We start from the raw sequence: 18,674 nt of genomic DNA on the forward strand, positions 1-18,674 counted from the left end.
ACGCTGCTGACAACATGGTCTTCGAGTTCCTCGACGTCGTGGTGGATCGGCAAAGGGCGCGGGCGCTGGACGGGCTGACCGCCGCCATTCCTGCTCACGGTGTCACCGCGGTGTTCGGACCGTCGGGCGCGGGCAAATCGACCCTGCTTCGGCTGTGCAACCGGCTGGAGCTGCCGACCAGCGGGCGGGTGTCTTTCTATGGTTCGGACATCGCCAGGCTCGACCCGCTGCGGCTGCGGCGCCGGGTGGGCATGTGCTTTCAGCGCCCGACGCCATTTCCCGGCACGGTCGCCGAAAACCTGCTCACCGCCGATCCCGACGCGTCCGACGCGCGGATGCGCGAAACGCTGGACCGGGTGGCGCTGACCGGATCGTGGTTGGACCGCGACGTGGCCGCCCTCTCGGGTGGCGAGGCGCAACGCGTGTGCCTGGCCCGCACCCTGATGGCGCAACCCCAGGTGCTGCTGCTGGACGAACCCACCTCCGCCGTCGACACCCAAGCGGCCGAGGTGATCGAGCGCGCGGTGCGCGAACTGGCCGCCGACGGCATCCCCGCCCTGTGGGTCACCCATAACTCGGCGCAGTTGGAACGGGCGGCGGACCGGGTCCTGCGCCTGGAGTCCGGCCGCAGCCAAGGCCTGGGCCCGGTCGCGGCCGAGCCCGGCGACGGCTCGGTGGCGTGATGAACGGTCAAGTCGGCTGGGTGGGCCTGGCGACATCGCTGATCCTGGTGGCGTTCGCGGCCGGGATCTCGCTGTGGCGGCGGCTGGGTTTGGAGCGGCAGCTGCTGTGGGCCTCGGTCCGCGCGCTGGTGCAGCTGCTGCTCGTGGGCGGTGCGTTGACGCTGCTGTTCGAGCCGGGCCGGTCGCTGTGGTGGTCGTGGGCGTGGGTCGCCGGAATGGTGGCGTATGCCGGGGGTGTCGCTCGCCGCAGAGCGCCGGAGGTGCCGCAGTTTGCGCCGCTGGCTGTAGCGGCGTTTGCCGGTGCGGCGGTGGTGACGCTGGGGGTGATCTTCGGCCTGCGGGTGTTCCCGCTGCAGGGGCGCACCCTGGTACCGGTCGCCGGCATGATGATCGGCAACTCGATGACCGCGATGGTGCTGGTGGCTCGCCGGTTGGTCGACGAGCTGCGCGACAAGCGCGACGAGGTCGAGGCCCGGCTCGCCCTGGGGCAGCCGTCGAGACAGGCCGCGTCGCCGTACCTGCGAACCGCCTTGCGGTCGGCGATATCTCCGCAGATCGAGACGACCAAAGCCACCGGCCTGGTGTTCTTGCCGGGCGCCATGACCGGGCTCATCCTGGCCGGCGTGCCGCCGCTGCAGGCCGTGTTGGTACAGGCCGTGGTGATGTTCTTGATTCTGGGTTCGGTCGCGGCCACCACCGTGGTGGTCGCGATGGGCATCGTCCGGCTGGTGTTCACCCGCGACCACCGGCTGCTGCCACTGAGCCGGCGCCCCGACACCGGTGGATGAGCCGATCACCCCAGCGCGGGTCCGGTTACACACTGGCCGTAATGTGTAAACGAGTCGGTGCTGACAACGATCGAGGTGGGCGGAATGACACTCTCCGAGCAAACCGGCGCGCAGGCGGTCAACGCCGGCGCCGCGGAGCTGGTGACCTATGAAACTCTGGATGATGGCCTGATCGCCCGGATTTGGCTCAACCGGCCCGATGCTCACAACGCGCAGAGTCGTGGCCTGCTGGTTCAGCTCGACGAGGCGTTCCTGCGCGCCGAAGCCGACGACACCGTGCGGGTGGTGATTCTGGCTGCGCGTGGCAAGAACTTCTCCGCCGGTCACGACCTCGGCTCGGAGTTGGCGCTCGCCGAGCGGGCGCCCGGCGACGGGCAACATCCGACGTTCCGGATCAACGGCGCCACCCGCGATCCGGTCGCGGAGAAGACCTATCTGCAAGAGTGGCATTACTTCTTCCAAAACACTTGCCGCTGGCGCGATCTGCGCAAAATCACCATCGCTCAGGTTCAGGGCAATGCGATCTCGGCCGGCCTGATGCTGATCTGGGCGTGCGATCTGATCGTCGCCGCGGACAACGCGAAGTTCAGCGACGTGGTCGGCGTCCGGATGGGCATGCCGGGTGTCGAATATTACGCTCACCCTTGGGAATTCGGCCCGCGCAAGGCCAAAGAGCTGTTGTTGACCGGTGATGCGCTGGACGCCGACGAGGCCTACCGGCTCGGCATGGTGTCCAAGGTGTTCCCCGCCGACGAATTAGCCGACAAGACACTGGAATTCGCGCGGCGCATCGCCGAGCGGCCGACGATGGCAGCCATGCTGATCAAGGATTCGGTCAACGCGGCCTCCGACGCGATGGGTTTCACCGAGGCGCTGCGGCATGCGTTCCACATTCACGAGCTGGGTCACGCGCATTGGGCGGCCCACAACGAGAACCGGTATCCCATCGGCCTGCCGCCCGACGTCGAGGACTGGCGCAACGCCAAACCCACCAAATTGGCGCGCCGCGACACTCCGTAGCGCTGCGCCGGAGGGCCTAACGAGACCGGGGGTAGCGATATTCACCCCAAGGGGACATGCTTCTATTGCTAGAACTTGTTCCAGTTGAAAGGGCCTGGCGTGCAGCTTTCCTTCGAAGACCGGACCTATCTGATCACCGGCGGCGGCAGCGGTATCGGCAAGGGCGTGGCCGCCGGGCTGGTCGCAGCCGGGGCGTCCGTCATGATCATCGGCCGCAACGCCGATCGGCTCGCGACCGCCGTCAAGGAGATCGAGGCACTCCCCGGCGACGGCTCCATTCGTTACGAGCCCGCCGACATCACCAACGAAGAGGAGGCGGCGCGAGCCGTCGACGCCGTGACGGCCTGGCATGGCCGGCTGCACGGCGTGGTGCACTGCGCGGGCGGATCGGAGACCATCGGACCGATCACCCAGATCGACTCGGAGTTGTGGCGGCGGACCATCGACCTCAATGTCAACGGAACCATGTACGTGCTCAAGCACTCCGCGCGCGAGTTGGTGCGCGGTGGCGGTGGATCGTTCGTCGGCATCTCGTCGATCGCTGCCAGCAACACCCACCGCTGGTTCGGCGCCTACGGCGTCGGCAAATCCGCACTGGACCACTTGATGCAGTTGGCCGCCGACGAACTCGGAGCGTCATGGGTGCGGGTCAACAGCATTCGCCCGGGCCTGATCCGCACCGAGCTGGTGGCCCCTATCCTCGATTCGCCCGAGCTGAGCGCGGACTACCGAGCCATCACGCCGCTGCCCCGACCGGGCGAGGTCGAAGACGTCGCGAATGTGGCGATGTTTCTGCTCAGCGATGCTTCCAGCTATGTGACCGGACAGATCATCAACGTCGACGGCGGGGTGCTGTTGCGTCGCGGCCCGGATTTCTCGGCGATGCTGGAACCGGCCTTCGGTGCCGATGCGCTGCGCGGAGTGGTCTAGCCGGGAGTATCAGATGAAAAGGCTTGAGGGCAAACGGATCCTGGTCACCGGCGCCGCGTCGGGGATCGGTCAGGCCACCGCGTTGCGGCTACTGGGCGAGGGTGCCGGCGTGGTGGCCGCCGATGTCTCCACTGACGGTCTGAGCAACACGCAGGGCCAGGCCGACGAGGCCGGCACCGCCGACCGGCTCACCGCGATGCCGATGGACGTCGGTAACGAGGCCTCGGTGATCGACGGCGTGGCGTCGGCAGTCGAGAAGCTGGGCGGGCTGGATTCACTGGTCAACGCGGCGGGTATCCTGCGCGCCTGGCACACCCACGAGACCACCCTCGAGCAGTGGAATCGGATCATCGCCGTCAACCTGACCGGAACCTTCCTGGTGGTGCGGGAAGCGCTACCGTCCCTGCTGGCGAATCCCCGCAGCGCGATCGTGAACTTCAGCTCCACGTCGGCCTCGTTCGCCCATCCCTATATGGCCGCCTACGCCGCAAGCAAGGGCGGCATCCAGGCCTTCACTCATTCGCTGGCGCTCGAATACGCCAAGGACGGTCTGCGCGCGGCGTGCGTGGCGCCGGGCAGCATCAAGTCCGGCATCACCGATGCCACCGGCGGATACATCCCGAAGGACGCCGACTGGTCGCTGTTTCCCCGGCTGATGCCGATCCTGCCGACCACGACGGAATCCAGCGGCGCGGGGATGGCCGGACCCGAAGCGGTCGCCGGTGTGATCGCGATGCTGGTCTCAGATGACGGCGCCTGGATCACCGGCACCGAGATTCGGATGGACGGCGGCACGCACGCCTAGAGCGTCGCCGCTAGGCCCGATGGCGGCGACCCGCCGCGCCCGGGCTTCGCCGCGCTTGCGATCGCCGCTAGGCCCGATGGCGGCGACCCGCCGCGCCCGGCTTCGCCGCGCTTGCGATCGCCGCTAGGCCCGATGGCGGCGACCCGCCGCGCCCGGGCTTCGCCGCGCTTGCGATCGCCGCTAGTTGACGCAGTGCACGCCGCCGCCATCGATCGGCTTTCCCTGATCGGGCGTCGGATAGGTCGTGGTCGTGCCGTTGTAGTAGTAGGTCTTCGCCTTCGTCGACGTGCTGGTGGTGCTGGTGCTCGTCGTGTCGTCCATCTGCGTCTCGTCCGGAGTGGGCATCGCGAAATTGGTATCCACGGTGACCCGGATGTGTCCGGGCTGCACGCTGGGACTGGGCTGCTTGGGTGGGTCAAGACCGAGCAGGTTGGCCAGGTTGAGCGCATCGGTCTGCGCACCAGCGCCGTAATCCACCGTGGCGGTGCTCGGGTCGCCGGTTTCGCGGTCGCGGACCTGACCCGGGGTGTAGCCCTTCTTTTTCAACGCGCGTGATACCTCGCTGGCAAGACCACTCATGCTGCCCGAGTTGACCACGTCGACGACCGTGGACGGATCGGGCTTCACAGCGGTGGTGGTGGCCGCCGCGGTAGTCGAGGTGTCCAGGCCGATCGCCGCCGCCACCTCGGACTTGATCGATGCCGGGTCGACGATGTTGACATCCTGGCCGTCGATGTTGTCGTAGCGCACCACCGGCAGCGTCCGGAATTCGACGTTGCCGCCGGCCAGTCCACCGAGCCGTTGGATCATGTCGTCGTTCCAGCCCGCCGAGAGCACCACGTCTTTGCGCGCTACCGCCATCAGGTTCTTCAGCTTGTCGATGTTGGTGAAGGTGCCCGCGGCCTGCAACTCCTGCATGACCGACGAGATGAACGCCTGTTGCCGGTGGGTGCGGTCCAAATCGCCGTTATCCAGGCCATGCCGCTGCCTGACGAACGACAACGCCTCGGACGCGTCCAGCCGCTGACGCCCGGCCGGGAAGTCGGCACCCGAATATTCGTCGTAGACGGGGTGATTCAGGCAGACGTCGACCCCGCCGAGAGTCTGGGCCAGATCGAAGAAACCGGCCAGATTGACCTCGGCGAAGTAGTCGATGGGGACGCCCGTCAGGTTGCGCACCGCGCGCAGCGTCGCGGCCCGGCCGGCCTCGCGGCCCTTGGTCTCGAGTTCCTTCTGGGTGATGTCGCCCTGGTTGGCCAGCTTTTGGGCAACGTACTGTTTGGTCAGCCCGTACGCCTCTTTGATTTTGATGTGGTTGTACCCCGGGACTCCGGTGAAAGGCACCCAGTCGTCGCGGGGGATCGAGAAGGCGACGACTTTGTTGTCGGCGCTGACGTGCACCAGGATCATCGTGTTGGTGTTGTAGCCGCCGTCGTCGGAATCGCCGGCGTGCAGATGCTTCAGGATCGAGTTGGGCAGGTCGTTGCCGTCCTGATCTTTACGCGAATCCAGCCCGATCAGCAGGATGTTCATGTTGTCGCCGCTGGACCGCGGATCGTCGGGCTGCAGGGCGTTCGACACGGTGATACCGCCCAGCGCGCCATGCGCCACGTAGTATCCCGCACCGGTCAGCCCCACGGCCGCCACCGACACGAGCGCGCCCAAGCCGCGCGTCAGGGCTTTACGGAAACGGGAAGGTTGACGGACGGCTCGATGACGGCGATGCGCGCCGCCCGAGCGGGCCATCACAAACCTCTACCCACGCCCAGCGCATCACCCAGCACCGCAACGGTGCTTCGCGGCGATATCGCTTCAAGCATGGTGACAAGTATGCGTTAGCTTGCTAAGAAGCCCCCAATCGAGAGCACCGGTCACACCGCTGGCGGAGGCGGCATCATTGGGCCGACAACATGCGATTCCCGCTCGCCATCGTCGCTCTACCAGCGCGTTTTCCGCACTCGCGGTGATGATGGTCTCCGGAAGGTTTCGAGCCGAAAACAGCGCCGGCCAGATTGACCCGAACTTGTAACCGAGGCGATACGTCCGGCCGACGGAATGGGCTCGCACACGCCAGCAAACCGCCACCGTGCTATCGGGCTTTGCTCAGGTCCTCGCCCGACTTATAGAACAGCGCGATGTTGGCGCCGGTGACGATTTCCGCGAGGTAGACGCCGACCGGTTCGATCTCGTAATAGGAGTGGATGTTGCCTTGGGTGTCCACCGTCGAGGCGCACGAGTAGCCCGGCGCGCCGCATTGTTGCTTGACGGGTAACGCGAGAACGGCAAGCAACGCGACGACCGCGACACCGGCGATCACCGGGACTTTGCTCACTGCCGGCCTCGTTCGCGCCGGATTCACCACCGTTGGAGTGTAAGCGGATGATCCAGCGGTTTGACGAGTATCGACGCGGCGTTTGGGTGCCCGGGTGCGGCGGGTACGCGGCCTTGAGCCGAGCAAAGGACTGAACATGGTCGATACACACCTCAGACCGGTTTCGGCGGACCGGCCAGATAATTCGGAGCCGCCGGAGCGGGGCACACCAGGCGAGACGCCGGAGCGGCTCGCACCGACGGAAACTCCCGAACGGCTCACGCCGGCAGAACCGCCGGAGCGCTTGACGCCGTCGGAACCACCCGAGCACCAAGCGCCGGCATAACGATCGATACAGCATCGGAGGCAGACATGCGCGCCGAAGAAGGCGACGAAACAGTCAAGGACTACGCGAACGAGGGACGCGAGACCCTGGGCCGCATCAAGTCATCTCAGCACGCGGGCGGACGACTCGGTGACATAGCCCGGCGCTTCGCCGGCCTGTGGCGAGGTCGGCGCGGCCCCGAAGACGCCGCGCCTAACGGATAAACCCGTAACTGCCGTGCTAATTCGGCGCTGCGGGCGTCGCCGGATGACGTTGGGCCCACGGGCAGGCCTCTTCGAGTTGGGCGGCCAACTGCAGGAGATCGCCGTCGGCGCCCAGTTTCCCGACGAACTGCACACCCAGCGGTAGCCCGCCATCCGTCCAGTGCAACGGCACATTGATGGCCGGACGGCCGGTCAGGTTGGCCAGCTGCGTATAGGGCACCCAGCCCAAGCTCTCCTGAATCAGGTCGTCCAGAATTCCGCTGAGCCCCATCAATTTTCCGGCGCGCACCCTGCTGACCAGTCGGGCCACCCGCTGCAGGGGAGGCGAAGTCGCGGTGGCGCCGACGGCAAGGGGAGGGGTGGCCAGGGTAGGGGTCAAAAAGAAGTCGTAGCCGGCGTGGAACGCCGCCAGGGACTGGATGTAATTGTTCCTGTTTTCCAATGCGGACATGACGGGTCGCACACCGGCGGAGCGGCCGAGTTCACTGATGGCCAACGTGTCGGCCTCAAAGTCGCTGTCGCGCGCGCCGATTCGCTGTTTGATGTCGATGACTTGCTGATGCAGCTGGGCGAACCAGATGGTGAGGAAGTCACGACCCAAGGCGGCGTCGTCGTAGGGCGGTGCGACCTCCTCAACCTGATGGCCTAAGTCGGCAAGCAGCGCCGCGGCTTTTTCGACGGCGGCGACGGCCTCGCGGTCCGGTCTGGCGTTGATGGTCGAGCGGGCCGAGTATCCAATTCTGAGGGTGCCCGGCCGATGCTTGATTTGTTCAGCAAACGGCTTGTCGGGCAAGGCAACTCGGTAGGCAGCACTCGGGTCGGGTCCGATGATCGCGTCGAGCAGGGCCGCACTGTCGCGTACCGTGCGAGAAACCACTCCCTGGGTGGCCATACCCAACATCAGTTCACCGGTCTGCGGACCGTAGGGCGCCAGGCCCCTGCTGGGTTTGAGGCCGACGAGCCCGTTGCAAGCGGCGGGGATGCGGATCGACCCGCCGCCGTCGTTGGCGCCGGCGGCCGGAACGATGCCGGCCGCCACGGCCGCTCCCGATCCACCCGACGAGCCACCGGGTGTTTGTCCGGTGTTCCAGGGATTGCGGGCCGGACCCCAGTAGTCGGGTTCGGTGACGCCCTTTGCGCCGAACTCCGGGGTGTTGGTCTTCCCGAAGATGACCAGGCCGGCATCCAGGAACCGCTGGGTGACCAGGGCGTGCCGGTCGGCCACATCGTTGGCCAGCGAACGGGATCCGCACGAGGTGGCATAGCCGCGGTATTCCTGGCCGAGGTCTTTGAGCAGGAACGGCACGCCGGCGAACGGCCCACCCAGGTTGGGGTCTGCGGCTTGCCGGTCGGCGACGTCGTCGAGGCGGCAGATTATGGCGTTCAGCCGTGGATTCACCGCATCCGCTCGTTGCCGCGCCAATGCGAGAAGCTCCGCCGGAGTGACCTGCTTGCGGTCGATCAGCTCGGCCAAATCGGTCGCATCCAACGACATGTATTCCTCAAGCTGCATGCCTTCTCCTTCGCTCCGGTGCGATCCCGTGCGCGCCGGCCAACGCCCGACATCCCTTGAATTGGCGCCCCGGCATGCCGTTGACGTTAAGCCAACGCGAGCTTCACGTGGGTGCGCCTTAGTATCACCTGATGCCCACGGCAGCCGAACCGTTTACGATCCAGGGCCCCGGCGGGGTTCAGATCGTCGCTGACCGCCTCGGGGATCCGCAAGCGCGGGCCGTGGTGTTCCTGCACGGCGGCGGCCAGACGCGCCGTTCCTGGGGGAAGGCGGCGGCCGCCGTCGCGGCGCGCGGCTGGCAGGCCGTCACCGTTGACTTGCGCGGCCACGGCGAATCGGACTGGTCCGGTGACGGCGACTATCGCGTCGTCAGCTTTGCCGCCGATGTCCAAGAGGTGCTGCGCACCCTGCCCCCGCAACCGGTGCTGGTCGGTGCCTCCCTGGGTGGGTTCACGTCGATGCTGCTCGCCGGGGAGTTGTCGCCGGGGATCGTCAGCGCCGTCGTGCTGGTGGACATCGTGCCGAACATGGACCAATCCGGGGCGAACCGCATCCATGCCTTCATGGCCGATCGGGTGGAGTCGGGCTTCGGCTCACTCGACGAAGTGGCCGATGCGATCGCTGAATACAACCCGCACCGGCCCCGACCCACCGATCTGGAAGGCCTGACCACCAATCTGCGTCGCCGCGGCGATCGCTGGTACTGGCACTGGGATCCCCAGTTCATCAGCGGCACTGCGGCTTTCCCCCCTTTCGAGGTCACCGACCCCGATCGGATGCATGCCGCGGTGGAGGCGATCCTGCACAGCGGAGTGCCCATCTTGCTGATCCGCGGCCAGATGAGCGACCTGGTCAGCCAGGAGCGAGCCGACGAATTCCTGGCGCGTTTCCCGCAGGTCGAATTCACCGACGTTCGCGGTGCGGGACACATGGTTGCCGGCGACCGCAACGACATTTTTGCCGACGCTGTGCTGGACTTCCTTGCCCGGCATATCGACGTCCGGTGAACCTCGTGCACGGAACAGACTGGCCGCCACCTCATTTCACGCGCATAGCGCTGCTACTATTTGGCGGGCTCAAGCGGAGGAGGGCGGCGTGACCATACCGTGGTTGCGTGGGTTGGGGCTGTTAGGCGCTGTTCTGGTGTCCGCGACGGCGGTGGCGAAAACCGCTCTGGCGGCGCCGCCCCCGGCTCTGCCGTCACCGCCTCCGTCGCCGGGTATGGGCGTCGATCACGAATCCGGAAGGTGCACAGCAGGTTTCGCGGCACAGGGCACCGACGGCAGCTACTACCTGATGACCAGTGGGCACTGCGACGCGCACGACGGCTCGGAATGGACCTACGGCAACGATGCTCCGCTGGGCCGGATCTCGGCCAGCGAGCAGGAAGGCGACAAGAGGGATGCCGCGATCATCCGCCTGGAGCCGAGTGTCGGCATGCCGGTCGGCGACGTCGGTGGCAGGTATCAGGTTCGGGATGTGTTGAGCCGCCAGCAGATTCAGGTAGGAATGCCATTCTGCAAGATCGGTGCGGTAACCGGCGAGACGTGCGGAACCATCAAAGGCCTCAATGGCGACGTCGTGGAAGCCAGCGTGTACAGCCTGGACGGCGACAGCGGCAGTCCCGGCTTCGTGATGAACCCGGACGGCACCGTGAGCGCGGTCGGTCTGTTGATGTCGTCGCCCGACGGCGACGACTACACCACCTATTTCATGCTCATCAATCCACTGCTGGGCAAATGGGGCCTGCGTGTTCTGCCCTGAAAGGCGAGCATTGGCTGGTGACCAGGCCATGTGGCGGCACGTAACGTAGCGTTTGCATTTCTCAGGTACCGGGTATCAAGTGGACCGGCCGCAACGCGCCGGCCCGCAGGGCCCAGGTAATCCGCCAGTGTTAACGCGGCCAGCGTGAGTGGCAGCGGAACCAGCGACACGAAGGGAAGCAGTAGTGAAGCGTGGGATCGTGATCGGCGTAGCAGGCGTGGCCTTGGTGGTCGCGGCCAGCGCCGGATGTTCAAGCAACAAGTCGAGTACCGGGGCGTCGGGCTCGTCGTCTCCAGCGCCGGCAGCAGCGGGTCCGGTGCTCATCGTCGACGGTCAGAACCAGAACATCACCGGGCAGGTCACCTGTAACGCCGCCGGTGACAACACCAACATCGGCATCGGCGACCCGACCGCCGGGCTGGGCGCCGTGGTCAGTAACGGCAACCCGCCATTGGTGCACTCCGTCGGATTGGGCACGGTCAACGGCGTTGTACTGGGCTTCTCCGACGCCGCGCCCAACCAGAGCGGAAATGCCGGCGCCGCGGTCAACGGCAAGGACTGGGCAATTAAGGGCACCGCTACCGGTACCGACATGAGCAACCCGCAGCAACCGCAGCCGGTCACCAAGCCATTCGAGTTGGACGTCACCTGCCCGTAGTGCAGGCCATCGACACCCAAGAGGGGACGCAGCTATGTCTATGAAACGTGTCGTCAGCGCCGCGGCGCTGGCCGCTGGCCTGAGTATCTCCGCGGCGACGCTGAACGCCGGGTCGGCCTACTCCGCTCCACTCGACCCGCCACCTCCCTGCCCGAACTGCCATGGCGGCGGTGGCGGCGGCGGTGGTGGCGGCGGTAACCCCGGTGGGCCGGGCGGCCAGCCGGGTGGGCCGGGCGGCCAGCCGGGTGGTCAGCCCGGTGGTGGAAACGCTCCGCCGGCGCAGGGTGGGCACAACGGTCCGCCGGCGCAAGGTGGCCAGAACAACCCGCCGCAGGGTGGGCACAACGGTCCGCCGGCGCAAGGCGGACAGAACAACCCGCCTGCGCAGGGCGGTCAGGACAACCCGCCGCAGGGTGGGCACAACGGTCCGCCGGCCAACGGTGGGCAGAACAACCCGCCACAGGGTGGGCAGAACAACCCGCCACAGGGTGGCGAGAACGGTCCGCAGCCCAACCAGCACGGCCAAAACCCAGCGCAGACAGGGCAGAACCCGGCGCCCAATGAGCACGGGCAGTACCCGCAGAACGGGCAGAATCCGCCGCCCAACGAGCACGGCCAAAACCCGCCGGCGCAGAACCCCCACAATCCGCCGCCGCCCGACCGGCAGCGGTTTGCGTCGCTGAATCCGCCGGCTACTCAGCCGCCACACCCGCCGTACATTCCGCGCCACGACGTGATCACCGCCAACGCGCAGATTGGTGGGCCCGGTGGTCCGAATGTTCAGTTCAGCATCCCGGGCCGTGGGGCGCCCCCGCCGCCGCGCCAGCATGGTTACGGCTGGAACGACGGGCCGGCTCCGGGCCACCCGCCGCCACACTGGGAGGGCCCGCCGCCTCCAGGGGGCTGGGACGGTCCGCCGCCTCCGGGAGGCTGGAACCGGCCGTGGGACGGTCCGCCGCGTGATTGGGATGCGGGGCGCCGTGACTTCGGGCCCTTCAACTACAACACCTTCACCGTCCTCCCGGTCTTCAACTGGCAGTACGGCGGTTGGGGTTACTGGTTCTTCGGTGTTTGGGTGCCGCTGTACTGATCGGTACTGATCGACCGTGAACCGTCAGCGGGCGCAGCCGTAAACGGGCGCGCCCGCTGACGCTTCTGCGGAGTCGTTTGGGCGCTGCGCCGGTCACGACGGCATGGCAGGCTCCGGGCATGGACGTGAGAGAGAACGTTCGCCGGGCCATCGATGTCATGACGGCTTGGTCGTCGGACAGTGGTCCTGAATTCACCTGGAGCCGGCTCGTCGAAAACGTGACCGACGAGCCGGACGGCGACATCATGCTGCTGATGGGCTTCGTCAACCTGGCCGGCGAGCTGGGCATCAGACTCGAGAAGGCCACCGGCCAGGACGTCCGCTCGCATCTGCAAGACATCGCCCGCAAGTACCTCTGACGGCGGCACTCCGCGCTGCCGGCGCGACGCCTTACTGCGGGTGGGCCGCGACGTAGTCAGCGGCCGGGATGGGTGACGACGCGTCGTAGCCGATGGGCAGTAACACGTCGCCCGCGGTCGTCAGGCAGTAGACATCCCACCGGTAGAACGCGCCGAACGTCGCCGGGTCGGCCGCAATCAACGCCGCGTATTGGTCGACCGCACGCACGTATTCGTGCGCGTGGTTGTATCCGTAGATGGCGTGATCACGATCGTTGGCGAAGCCATTGGCGGCCAGGTAGCGGCCCGCCGCCAGGATGCTGTCGTGGGGCGAGTGGATGTCGCCGCCCTGGCCGTAGCCGGCGAACGTCGAGGGCAGGAACTGCATGGGTCCCTGCGCGCCGGCGCTGCTCGCACCGACGATGCTGCCGAAGCGGCTTTCGATGAAGTTGATCGCGGCCAGGTAGTTCCAGCCGACGCCGGATTCCGATTCCGCCTGGTGGTAGTAGTTCATCAGCTGGTCGGCCGGGGCCGGCGGCTCGATGCGCCACGCCGGCAGGGAGTCTCGCACCGGGGACAGCGCGGTGAGTTGCCGGCGGGCGTCGACATTGCGGTCGTAGACGTCGACCAGCTCCGGCGGGATGCGCGGGCGTGTGGTGGCGTCCCACTCGGGGTGCCGTCCGATCGCCCGGTAAGCCGCCTGCTCGCGACGCGCCGCCGCCGTCAGTCCCGATTCCGGTGTCCCTGGATCCCGCAGCGCACGCTCGTCGGCGACAAGGTCATCGGCCAACTGCGCGGGGTCGGACGCGAGGCGCGGCTGCGCGCCGCCGGGTGCACCCGCATCGGCGGGCAGCACCCGGGTCGGCGACGCGGGTGGTGTGGCGGCCCGCGTCGTGGTCAGACCGGTGGTGGTCGGATGCGACGCCGAACACCCGACGAGCGCGAACATGATCGCGCCGAGGGCAAGCGGCGCGATACGCCGATTACGGCTCACAGTGATACGCCTCGATTTCGATTGGCGGCGGCCGGTTGACTCACAGCGAGTCTGTCGTATCGACCGGGTGACATCAATGCGTGACAGTCCTTAGTTCTTCGGGAGTTGTAACAACGGCGCGACACTCTCAAACTGATTAATGTGCGCGACCGCGAGAAGATCGACTCAGAATTGCGCCTCATCGCGCTGCGGCGCCGAGCGATCCGTGAGCAGGGCGGTCAGCCCTCGTCTCGCGAGGCCGACGCACTGCTCGACGAAATCTTGGCCCACGGCGCCGGGGGGTCGGACGGTGACGCGTTTGAAGCCTGGGAGACCGAGGTTGGTGCCGCCCGCAGGTCGCGAGACATCAAATCCCGCCACATCACTCCCTGGCGGCGCAGGCGTGCTGCGCTCAGCCGCTTAGGACTTCTCGCCGCACTACCGATATCCCTAATAGCCGCCGTCTGCGCGGTGGTGGTGATGTTCACGGTGCACCGACAGAATCCAACGGCAGAACCGGAGGACACCCCGCCCTCGACCGCGCAGGCCGAACCGGTTGCGCCAAAGGCATCCGCGCCGGCGATCAACGCCGTCGATGCGGCGTTCGTCGCCGCGTTGAAGCAGCAAGGCGTGCCGGTTCCAAGTCAGGAATATGTGCTGACCAAAGGGCACGCGGTCTGCGACTTCCTGGCGCACCAACCGAACTTCGCGGATGCGGTCGGGTTCGTGCAGCGAACCACCGTATGGGACGCGAAGCAAAGCACCGATGTCACCGCGGGCGCCATCGTTTCGTACTGTCCTCAGTCGCGGCCTACCGGCCCGGATGAGATGCAGCCGGCCTATCAGAATGCCCTGTCGGACTTGCAGGCCATCGAAAGGAATCTGCAAGGCATTCAGGGGAATCTGCAAGACATCCAAGGTGGACTGGACGCCATCCCCGGCCATCCGTGATCCGCCTCAAAGGCGAGGCGCGCCAAGCCTTAGGTGGCCGCTGCGGTGTCTAGCCGGTGGGCCGGGCGTTGCGCTTATCGAGATAATCACTCCAAGACATGATTTCTGGATGCTGCTTGAGCAAAGCCCTGCGCTGGCGCTCAGTCATGCCGCCCCAGATCCCGAACTCAACTTTGTTGTCGAGGGCCTCCGCCGCGCATTCCCGCATCACGGGGCAGTGGCGGCAGATAACCGCGGCCTTACGTTGTGCAGCCCCCCGCACAAACATTGCTTCGAGATCTGTTTCCCTGCACAGCGCCTTCGAGACCCAAGTGCGATCGTCCGTTACGCGCCGAGTGCGGTTTACGGGCACGAGACGCAGTGGCCGCGCGGCCGGTTCCATTGCTGACAACGAGCTATCCCCTTCATTCGGCCAGCCGTAAAGTTTGCGGCCGCCTCCCCTTACCGGTTGGGATGTGCGTCACAGCGTGCCCGTCGCGTGATCTGGATCCCCGCGGCCCAAGTTAACGATTGGGTGTCGATTGCGCAATGGTTTTTTGGTACATGCGTGCCTTTATTGCGGAGGTGGCGTGCACCTACCCCGCGACTACGTAGAGAAGGTGTGGGTGGTTACCGGAAAGTAGGTACCGCGTCACGGGTGGACGGCTCGCGCTGCGGCCTACGTCGCGCAACTTATGGCCGGCCGGTGCGGCGGCGGGCGACCGAAGGGCGGACCGAGCCGTGATACGAGCAGAAGCGTGAAGCACTCGAGTCCGCGGTACCAGTTCGATTGGTCGGCTCAGATGCTTTTCGCCTGAGATTCGGGTGGTCCCTGACGGGCGAACTGCTTCGAGGGGTACGGGCTTCTTCGTAGCGGGTTGACGCCACCAGAGCCGCGCCGAGGAGGATCATCACTGGCACGAACACCAGTGGGTAGATGGCGACGGCCGCTATTCCGATGAACGCACTCGGCACCGTCAATGCCAACGTGGCCGTTGGATGCCGTTCGCTCAGCGCAAGGATCCTTGACGGCGCCGCGAAGGCTACCGCGGCCTTCGCATGGCGATCTGGCCAATCACCGTATGTGTAACGGGTTTTCAGGCCGCAGCTCATGCAAGCGAGCCCGTACGAGTAGCGAGTTTTGAGGCCGCAACCCATGCAGGTGTGAATGGTCATCCGCCTTATGGTCGCACGGCTTCGAGCGACCCTCGGGGTCGAGGTGTGGCGAGTGCAAGCCGTCGAATCGATCGGTGCAGCTAGAAGCTTTGTAGCTCAGAGCCCCCTGTCAGGATTGAACTGACGACCGCTCGCTTACAAGGCGAGTGCTCTACCACTGAGCTAAGGAGGCGGGGTAAAACCGGACCCAGCCTAATCGGTCACTGGTCGGTGTCGATCACGCGTGCTGAGCGCACCGGCCGTGACGAGGGCCGCCGCCGTCCCGGCAGCGGGATCCGGTCGGCGATGTTGCTCAGCGGGTTGACCACCATGGTGAGTGCGATGACGGCGTCTTGCAGGGTGGCGATGGCCGGCTCCAGCGCCTCCATCCCGGGGGTCAGCCGCGCCAGGGTGTCGGCGACGTCGGCGAGTTGATCCAGCGGTCCGTGCTTCGCCGTCAGTTTGTCGACGAGCCCGCCTTCGCTGAGTAGCCGGTCGGCTAACCCGTCCTCGGCCAACAGCCGCTCGATCAGACCGTCTTCGGCGACCAGCTGATCGGCCAGCCCACCCGGCTGCAGCGTGCGGTGTAAGGCGCCGCCCTCGACGGTCAGCCGGTCGAGCAGGCCACCCTCCGCCGTCAGCATGTCAACCACCCCGCCCGGGCGCAGCAACCGATCGATCGGACCATCCGGGGCCACCGCCCGGCCCAGCGGGGCGTCGTCGTCGAGCAGCCTGGCCAGCCGGTTGGCCCGCACCAGCGCATCGTCGATTCCCAGCATGGACGTCATCGCGTTGGTGCCGGTGGCCCCGCCGTCACCCAGAGCCCGCTTCGCCACCCCCACGGCCGCGCTGGCGACGCTCAGGCTCGCATCCGCGGCGGCCAGCCCCACCCGGGCGGGCGCGGTCGCAGCCGACATGATGCTTTTGGCGAGGTTCATCCCTGGAGTCTATTCGCGACGCGGCCCCTTAACGCGGTCTTACGTGCCAAGGCGATGCGATGTTTCCTGGCAGACTACTATCAGTCTGTTGGCACTGAGCTTTCAGGAAGTACACAACGTTCACATAGCAAACGTCAAGCAAGGACGGCAGCATCTGATGACATCGACAACCCCCAGTGAAACGAAACCGGAGGCCCGCGTCCTCGTGGTCGACGACGAGGTCAACATCGTCGAGTTGCTCTCGGTGAGTCTGAAATTCCAGGGGTTCGACGTGTGCACGGCAACCAATGGCGCCCAAGCCTTGGACCGGGCCCGCGAATCCCGGCCCGACGCGGTCATTCTCGACGTGATGATGCCGGGCATGGACGGCTTCGGGGTGCTGCGACGGTTGCGCGCCGACGGCATCGATGCCCCGGCCTTGTTTCTGACCGCCCGAGATTCCTTGCAGGACAAAATCGCCGGCCTGACGCTGGGTGGCGATGACTATGTGACGAAGCCGTTCAGCCTCGAAGAGGTCGTCGCCCGGCTGCGGGTCATCCTTCGCCGCGCCGGCAAAGGCGGAGCCGAACGCCGCAGCGCGCGTTTGTCCTTCGCCGATATCGAGCTCGACGAGGAAACGCATGAAGTGTGGAAGGCCGGTCAGCCGGTATCGCTGTCGCCAACCGAATTCACGCTGCTGCGTTACTTTGTGATCAACGCGGGCACGGTGTTGAGCAAACCGAAGATCCTCGACCACGTGTGGCGTTACGACTTCGGAGGTGACGTCAATGTCGTCGAGTCCTACGTGTCGTATCTGCGTCGCAAGATCGACACCGGCGAGAAGCGGCTGTTGCACACGCTGCGCGGAGTGGGTTATGTGTTGCGGGAACCGCGCTGAGCCGGCGCATGGCCGGCAGCGATAGCAAAGAAGTCGATCGATGGTCACTGCGCCCCGACGTGGATTGCCACTCCGGATAGGGCTCGTCGCCGCCACTCTGGCGCTGGTCGCCTGCGGCCTCGCCGTGTCCGGCATCGCGGTGACGTCGATGCTGCGGCACAGCCTGGTCAGCCGGATCGACTCCACACTGCTCGACGCGTCCCGCGGCTGGGCACAGGCTCCAAGGCGGCAGTCGCCGCCGCCCTACGAAGGTCCCGACCCGGGCCGGCCTCCGTCGAAGTTCTATGTACGCGGCGTGAGCATCGACGGCACCCCGTTCACCGCCATCAATGACCGCAACGCCGAACCGGCGCTGCCGGCCGACAACGACGTGGGGCCCAACCCGACGACGCTGCCCTCCGTGAACGGCTCGGATATTCAATGGCGGGCCGTCTCGGTGCACGGCCCGCATGGGCTGACGACGGTCGCGATCGACCTGTCCGATGTCCAGCACACGGTCAGCTCACTGGTTTTGCTGCAGATCGGCATCGGGGTGGCGGTGCTTGTCGTGGTAGGCATCGCCAGCTTCGCGGTGGTACAGCGCAGCCTGCGGCCACTGGTCGAAGTCGAACGAACGGCCGCGGCGATCGCCTCCGGACAGCTGGATCGCCGTGTGCCAGAACGTGATCCGCGGACCGAGGTGGGTCGGCTGTCGCTCGCGCTCAACGGAATGCTCGCGCAGATCCAGCAAGCGCTGGCCTCCTCGGAGTCCTCGGCCGCAAAGGCCCGCGGTTCCGAGGACCGGATGCGGCGCTTCATCACCGACGCCAGCCACGAACTGCGCACCCCGCTGACGACCATCCGCGGTTTTGCCGAACTGTACCGTCAGGGAGCTGCTCGCGACGTTTCGATGCTGTTGTCGCGGATCGAAAGTGAAGCTTCCAGGATGGGGCTGCTGGTTGACGACTTGTTGCTATTGGCCCGCCTCGACGTGCAGCGGCCGCTCGAACACCCGCGACGCGTCCTGCTGGTTCATGCCGGGACCCTTGTCCGCGACTTCGAGCACCGCGTCGTCGCCCTTGGTGCCGACTCGCACGGTGACATCCGCGCTTTCCGGGGTGTGCTGCAAGGCGTTGGCGACGAGGTTGCTCAACACCTGCCGGATGCGTAGTTCGTCGCCGAGCACCTCCGGGGTGCCGGGACCGTCCAGCACCTCCATGGTGATGGCACGCCGCGGGGCCATCGCCTGCCCGTCATGTACGGCATCACTGGCCAGTGCCAACAGGTCCACCCGATGGTGTTCGAGCGGCCGCTGCACGTCGAGGCGGGCCAATAGCAACAAGTCGTCAACCAGCAGCCCCATCCTGGAAGCC

Annotated in this window: 19 protein-coding genes, 1 tRNA gene and 2 pseudogenes; 14 read left to right on the top strand and 8 right to left on the bottom strand. The window is 66.4% G+C overall.

From position 1 onward, the window contains the following. Positions 1-14: 14 nt before the first annotated feature. The 5 genes from A5625_RS03290 to A5625_RS03310 all read left to right on the top strand — a co-directional run bounded on the left by A5625_RS03290 (position 15) and on the right by A5625_RS03310 (position 4,226). A complete protein-coding gene (locus A5625_RS03290; protein ID WP_369829976.1) occupies positions 15-683 on the top strand; it encodes a phosphate ABC transporter ATP-binding protein in 669 nt (222 codons plus the stop codon). Next, positions 683-1,471, top strand: a complete 789-nt coding sequence (gene fetB, locus A5625_RS03295) for an iron export ABC transporter permease subunit FetB (protein ID WP_066989016.1) — start codon at positions 683-685, stop codon at positions 1,469-1,471. The genes A5625_RS03290 and fetB overlap by 1 nt, the downstream gene beginning before the upstream one ends. Positions 1,472-1,555: 84 nt before the next feature. After that, complete coding sequence (locus A5625_RS03300) at positions 1,556-2,491, top strand: enoyl-CoA hydratase (RefSeq protein ID WP_066989043.1); 936 nt, start codon at positions 1,556-1,558, stop codon at positions 2,489-2,491. A 99-nt stretch (positions 2,492-2,590) separates the two neighbouring features. Further along, complete coding sequence (locus A5625_RS03305) at positions 2,591-3,421, top strand: SDR family oxidoreductase (RefSeq protein WP_066989018.1); 831 nt, start codon at positions 2,591-2,593, stop codon at positions 3,419-3,421. A gap of 13 nt (positions 3,422-3,434) precedes the next feature. Then, the gene (locus A5625_RS03310; protein WP_066989020.1) at positions 3,435-4,226 is read left to right on the top strand and encodes an SDR family NAD(P)-dependent oxidoreductase; all 792 of its coding nucleotides are present in this window, start codon (positions 3,435-3,437) and stop codon (positions 4,224-4,226) included. Positions 4,227-4,406: 180 nt separating this feature from the next. Here A5625_RS03310 and A5625_RS03315 read toward each other — a convergent pair whose 3' ends face one another. Next, positions 4,407-5,972, bottom strand: a complete 1,566-nt coding sequence (locus A5625_RS03315) for an LCP family protein (RefSeq protein WP_156747893.1) — start codon at positions 5,970-5,972, stop codon at positions 4,407-4,409. A 343-nt stretch (positions 5,973-6,315) separates the two neighbouring features. After that, positions 6,316-6,585: a hypothetical protein gene (locus A5625_RS03320; RefSeq protein ID WP_197515949.1), complete on the bottom strand. Its 270-nt coding sequence runs from the start codon at positions 6,583-6,585 to the stop codon at positions 6,316-6,318. 324 nt (positions 6,586-6,909) lie between these two features. Here A5625_RS03320 and A5625_RS29460 point away from each other — a divergent pair, with 324 nt between their 5' ends. Beyond that, positions 6,910-7,086: a hypothetical protein gene (locus A5625_RS29460; protein ID WP_197515947.1), complete on the top strand. Its 177-nt coding sequence runs from the start codon at positions 6,910-6,912 to the stop codon at positions 7,084-7,086. Between the two features lie 16 nt (positions 7,087-7,102). Here the strand turns inward: A5625_RS29460 and A5625_RS03325 are convergent, their stop codons facing one another. Next, complete coding sequence (locus A5625_RS03325) at positions 7,103-8,599, bottom strand: amidase (RefSeq protein WP_066989024.1); 1,497 nt, start codon at positions 8,597-8,599, stop codon at positions 7,103-7,105. A 131-nt stretch (positions 8,600-8,730) separates the two neighbouring features. On the opposite strand from A5625_RS03325, the gene A5625_RS03330 reads away from it, so the two are divergent. The 5 genes from A5625_RS03330 (at position 8,731) to A5625_RS03350 (ending at position 12,470) form a co-directional block, all read left to right on the top strand. Next, the gene (locus tag A5625_RS03330; protein ID WP_197515948.1) at positions 8,731-9,606 is read left to right on the top strand and encodes an alpha/beta fold hydrolase; all 876 of its coding nucleotides are present in this window, start codon (positions 8,731-8,733) and stop codon (positions 9,604-9,606) included. A gap of 88 nt (positions 9,607-9,694) precedes the next feature. Next, positions 9,695-10,363 carry a S1 family peptidase gene (locus A5625_RS03335; RefSeq protein ID WP_066989026.1) on the top strand — a complete coding sequence of 223 codons (669 nt, stop codon included), beginning with the start codon at positions 9,695-9,697 and terminating at the stop codon, positions 10,361-10,363. 184 nt (positions 10,364-10,547) lie between these two features. Next, on the top strand, positions 10,548-11,021 hold the full coding sequence (locus A5625_RS03340) for a lipoprotein LpqH (RefSeq protein WP_066989028.1): 474 nt from the start codon (positions 10,548-10,550) through the stop codon (positions 11,019-11,021). Positions 11,022-11,061: 40 nt separating this feature from the next. After that, the gene (locus A5625_RS29465) at positions 11,062-12,111 is read left to right on the top strand and encodes an MAP_0585 family protein (protein ID WP_066989030.1); all 1,050 of its coding nucleotides are present in this window, start codon (positions 11,062-11,064) and stop codon (positions 12,109-12,111) included. A 119-nt stretch (positions 12,112-12,230) separates the two neighbouring features. Continuing rightward, entirely contained in the window at positions 12,231-12,470 is a 240-nt protein-coding gene (locus tag A5625_RS03350) for a hypothetical protein (protein ID WP_066989032.1), read from the top strand. Positions 12,471-12,501: 31 nt separating this feature from the next. On the opposite strand, the gene A5625_RS03355 is transcribed toward A5625_RS03350, so the two are convergent. Next, positions 12,502-13,443 (bottom strand): lytic transglycosylase domain-containing protein, encoded by a 942-nt coding sequence (locus A5625_RS03355; RefSeq protein WP_066989034.1) that lies wholly within the window; start codon positions 13,441-13,443, stop codon positions 12,502-12,504. Between the two features lie 141 nt (positions 13,444-13,584). Here A5625_RS03355 and A5625_RS03360 point away from each other — a divergent pair, with 141 nt between their 5' ends. Then, positions 13,585-14,373, top strand: a complete 789-nt coding sequence (locus A5625_RS03360) for a DUF732 domain-containing protein (RefSeq protein ID WP_066989036.1) — start codon at positions 13,585-13,587, stop codon at positions 14,371-14,373. A 49-nt stretch (positions 14,374-14,422) separates the two neighbouring features. On the opposite strand, the gene A5625_RS03365 is transcribed toward A5625_RS03360, so the two are convergent. From A5625_RS03365 to A5625_RS03375, 3 genes are all read right to left on the bottom strand, one after another. Then, positions 14,423-14,764: a WhiB family transcriptional regulator gene (locus A5625_RS03365; protein WP_066989038.1), complete on the bottom strand. Its 342-nt coding sequence runs from the start codon at positions 14,762-14,764 to the stop codon at positions 14,423-14,425. 864 nt (positions 14,765-15,628) lie between these two features. Continuing rightward, positions 15,629-15,700 (bottom strand) — tRNA-Thr (locus A5625_RS03370). A gap of 28 nt (positions 15,701-15,728) precedes the next feature. Continuing rightward, positions 15,729-16,445, bottom strand: a complete 717-nt coding sequence (locus A5625_RS03375) for a hypothetical protein (protein ID WP_066989040.1) — start codon at positions 16,443-16,445, stop codon at positions 15,729-15,731. A 157-nt stretch (positions 16,446-16,602) separates the two neighbouring features. On the opposite strand from A5625_RS03375, the gene A5625_RS03380 reads away from it, so the two are divergent. Continuing rightward, positions 16,603-17,322 (top strand): response regulator transcription factor, encoded by a 720-nt coding sequence (locus A5625_RS03380; protein WP_066989042.1) that lies wholly within the window; start codon positions 16,603-16,605, stop codon positions 17,320-17,322. Between the two features lie 40 nt (positions 17,323-17,362). Further along, positions 17,363-18,469: pseudogene (locus tag A5625_RS03385) on the top strand (histidine kinase dimerization/phospho-acceptor domain-containing protein); the annotation flags it as partial. Here A5625_RS03385 and A5625_RS28040 read toward each other — a convergent pair. Continuing rightward, a pseudogene (locus A5625_RS28040) lies at positions 18,359-18,664 on the bottom strand (ATP-binding protein); the annotation flags it as partial. The pseudogenes A5625_RS03385 and A5625_RS28040 overlap by 111 nt on opposite strands. Positions 18,665-18,674: the final 10 nt, after the last annotated feature.

The sequence above is a fragment of the Mycobacterium sp. 1465703.0 genome, assembly GCF_001672975.1.
Taxonomy (GTDB): Bacteria; Actinomycetota; Actinomycetes; order Mycobacteriales; family Mycobacteriaceae; genus Mycobacterium.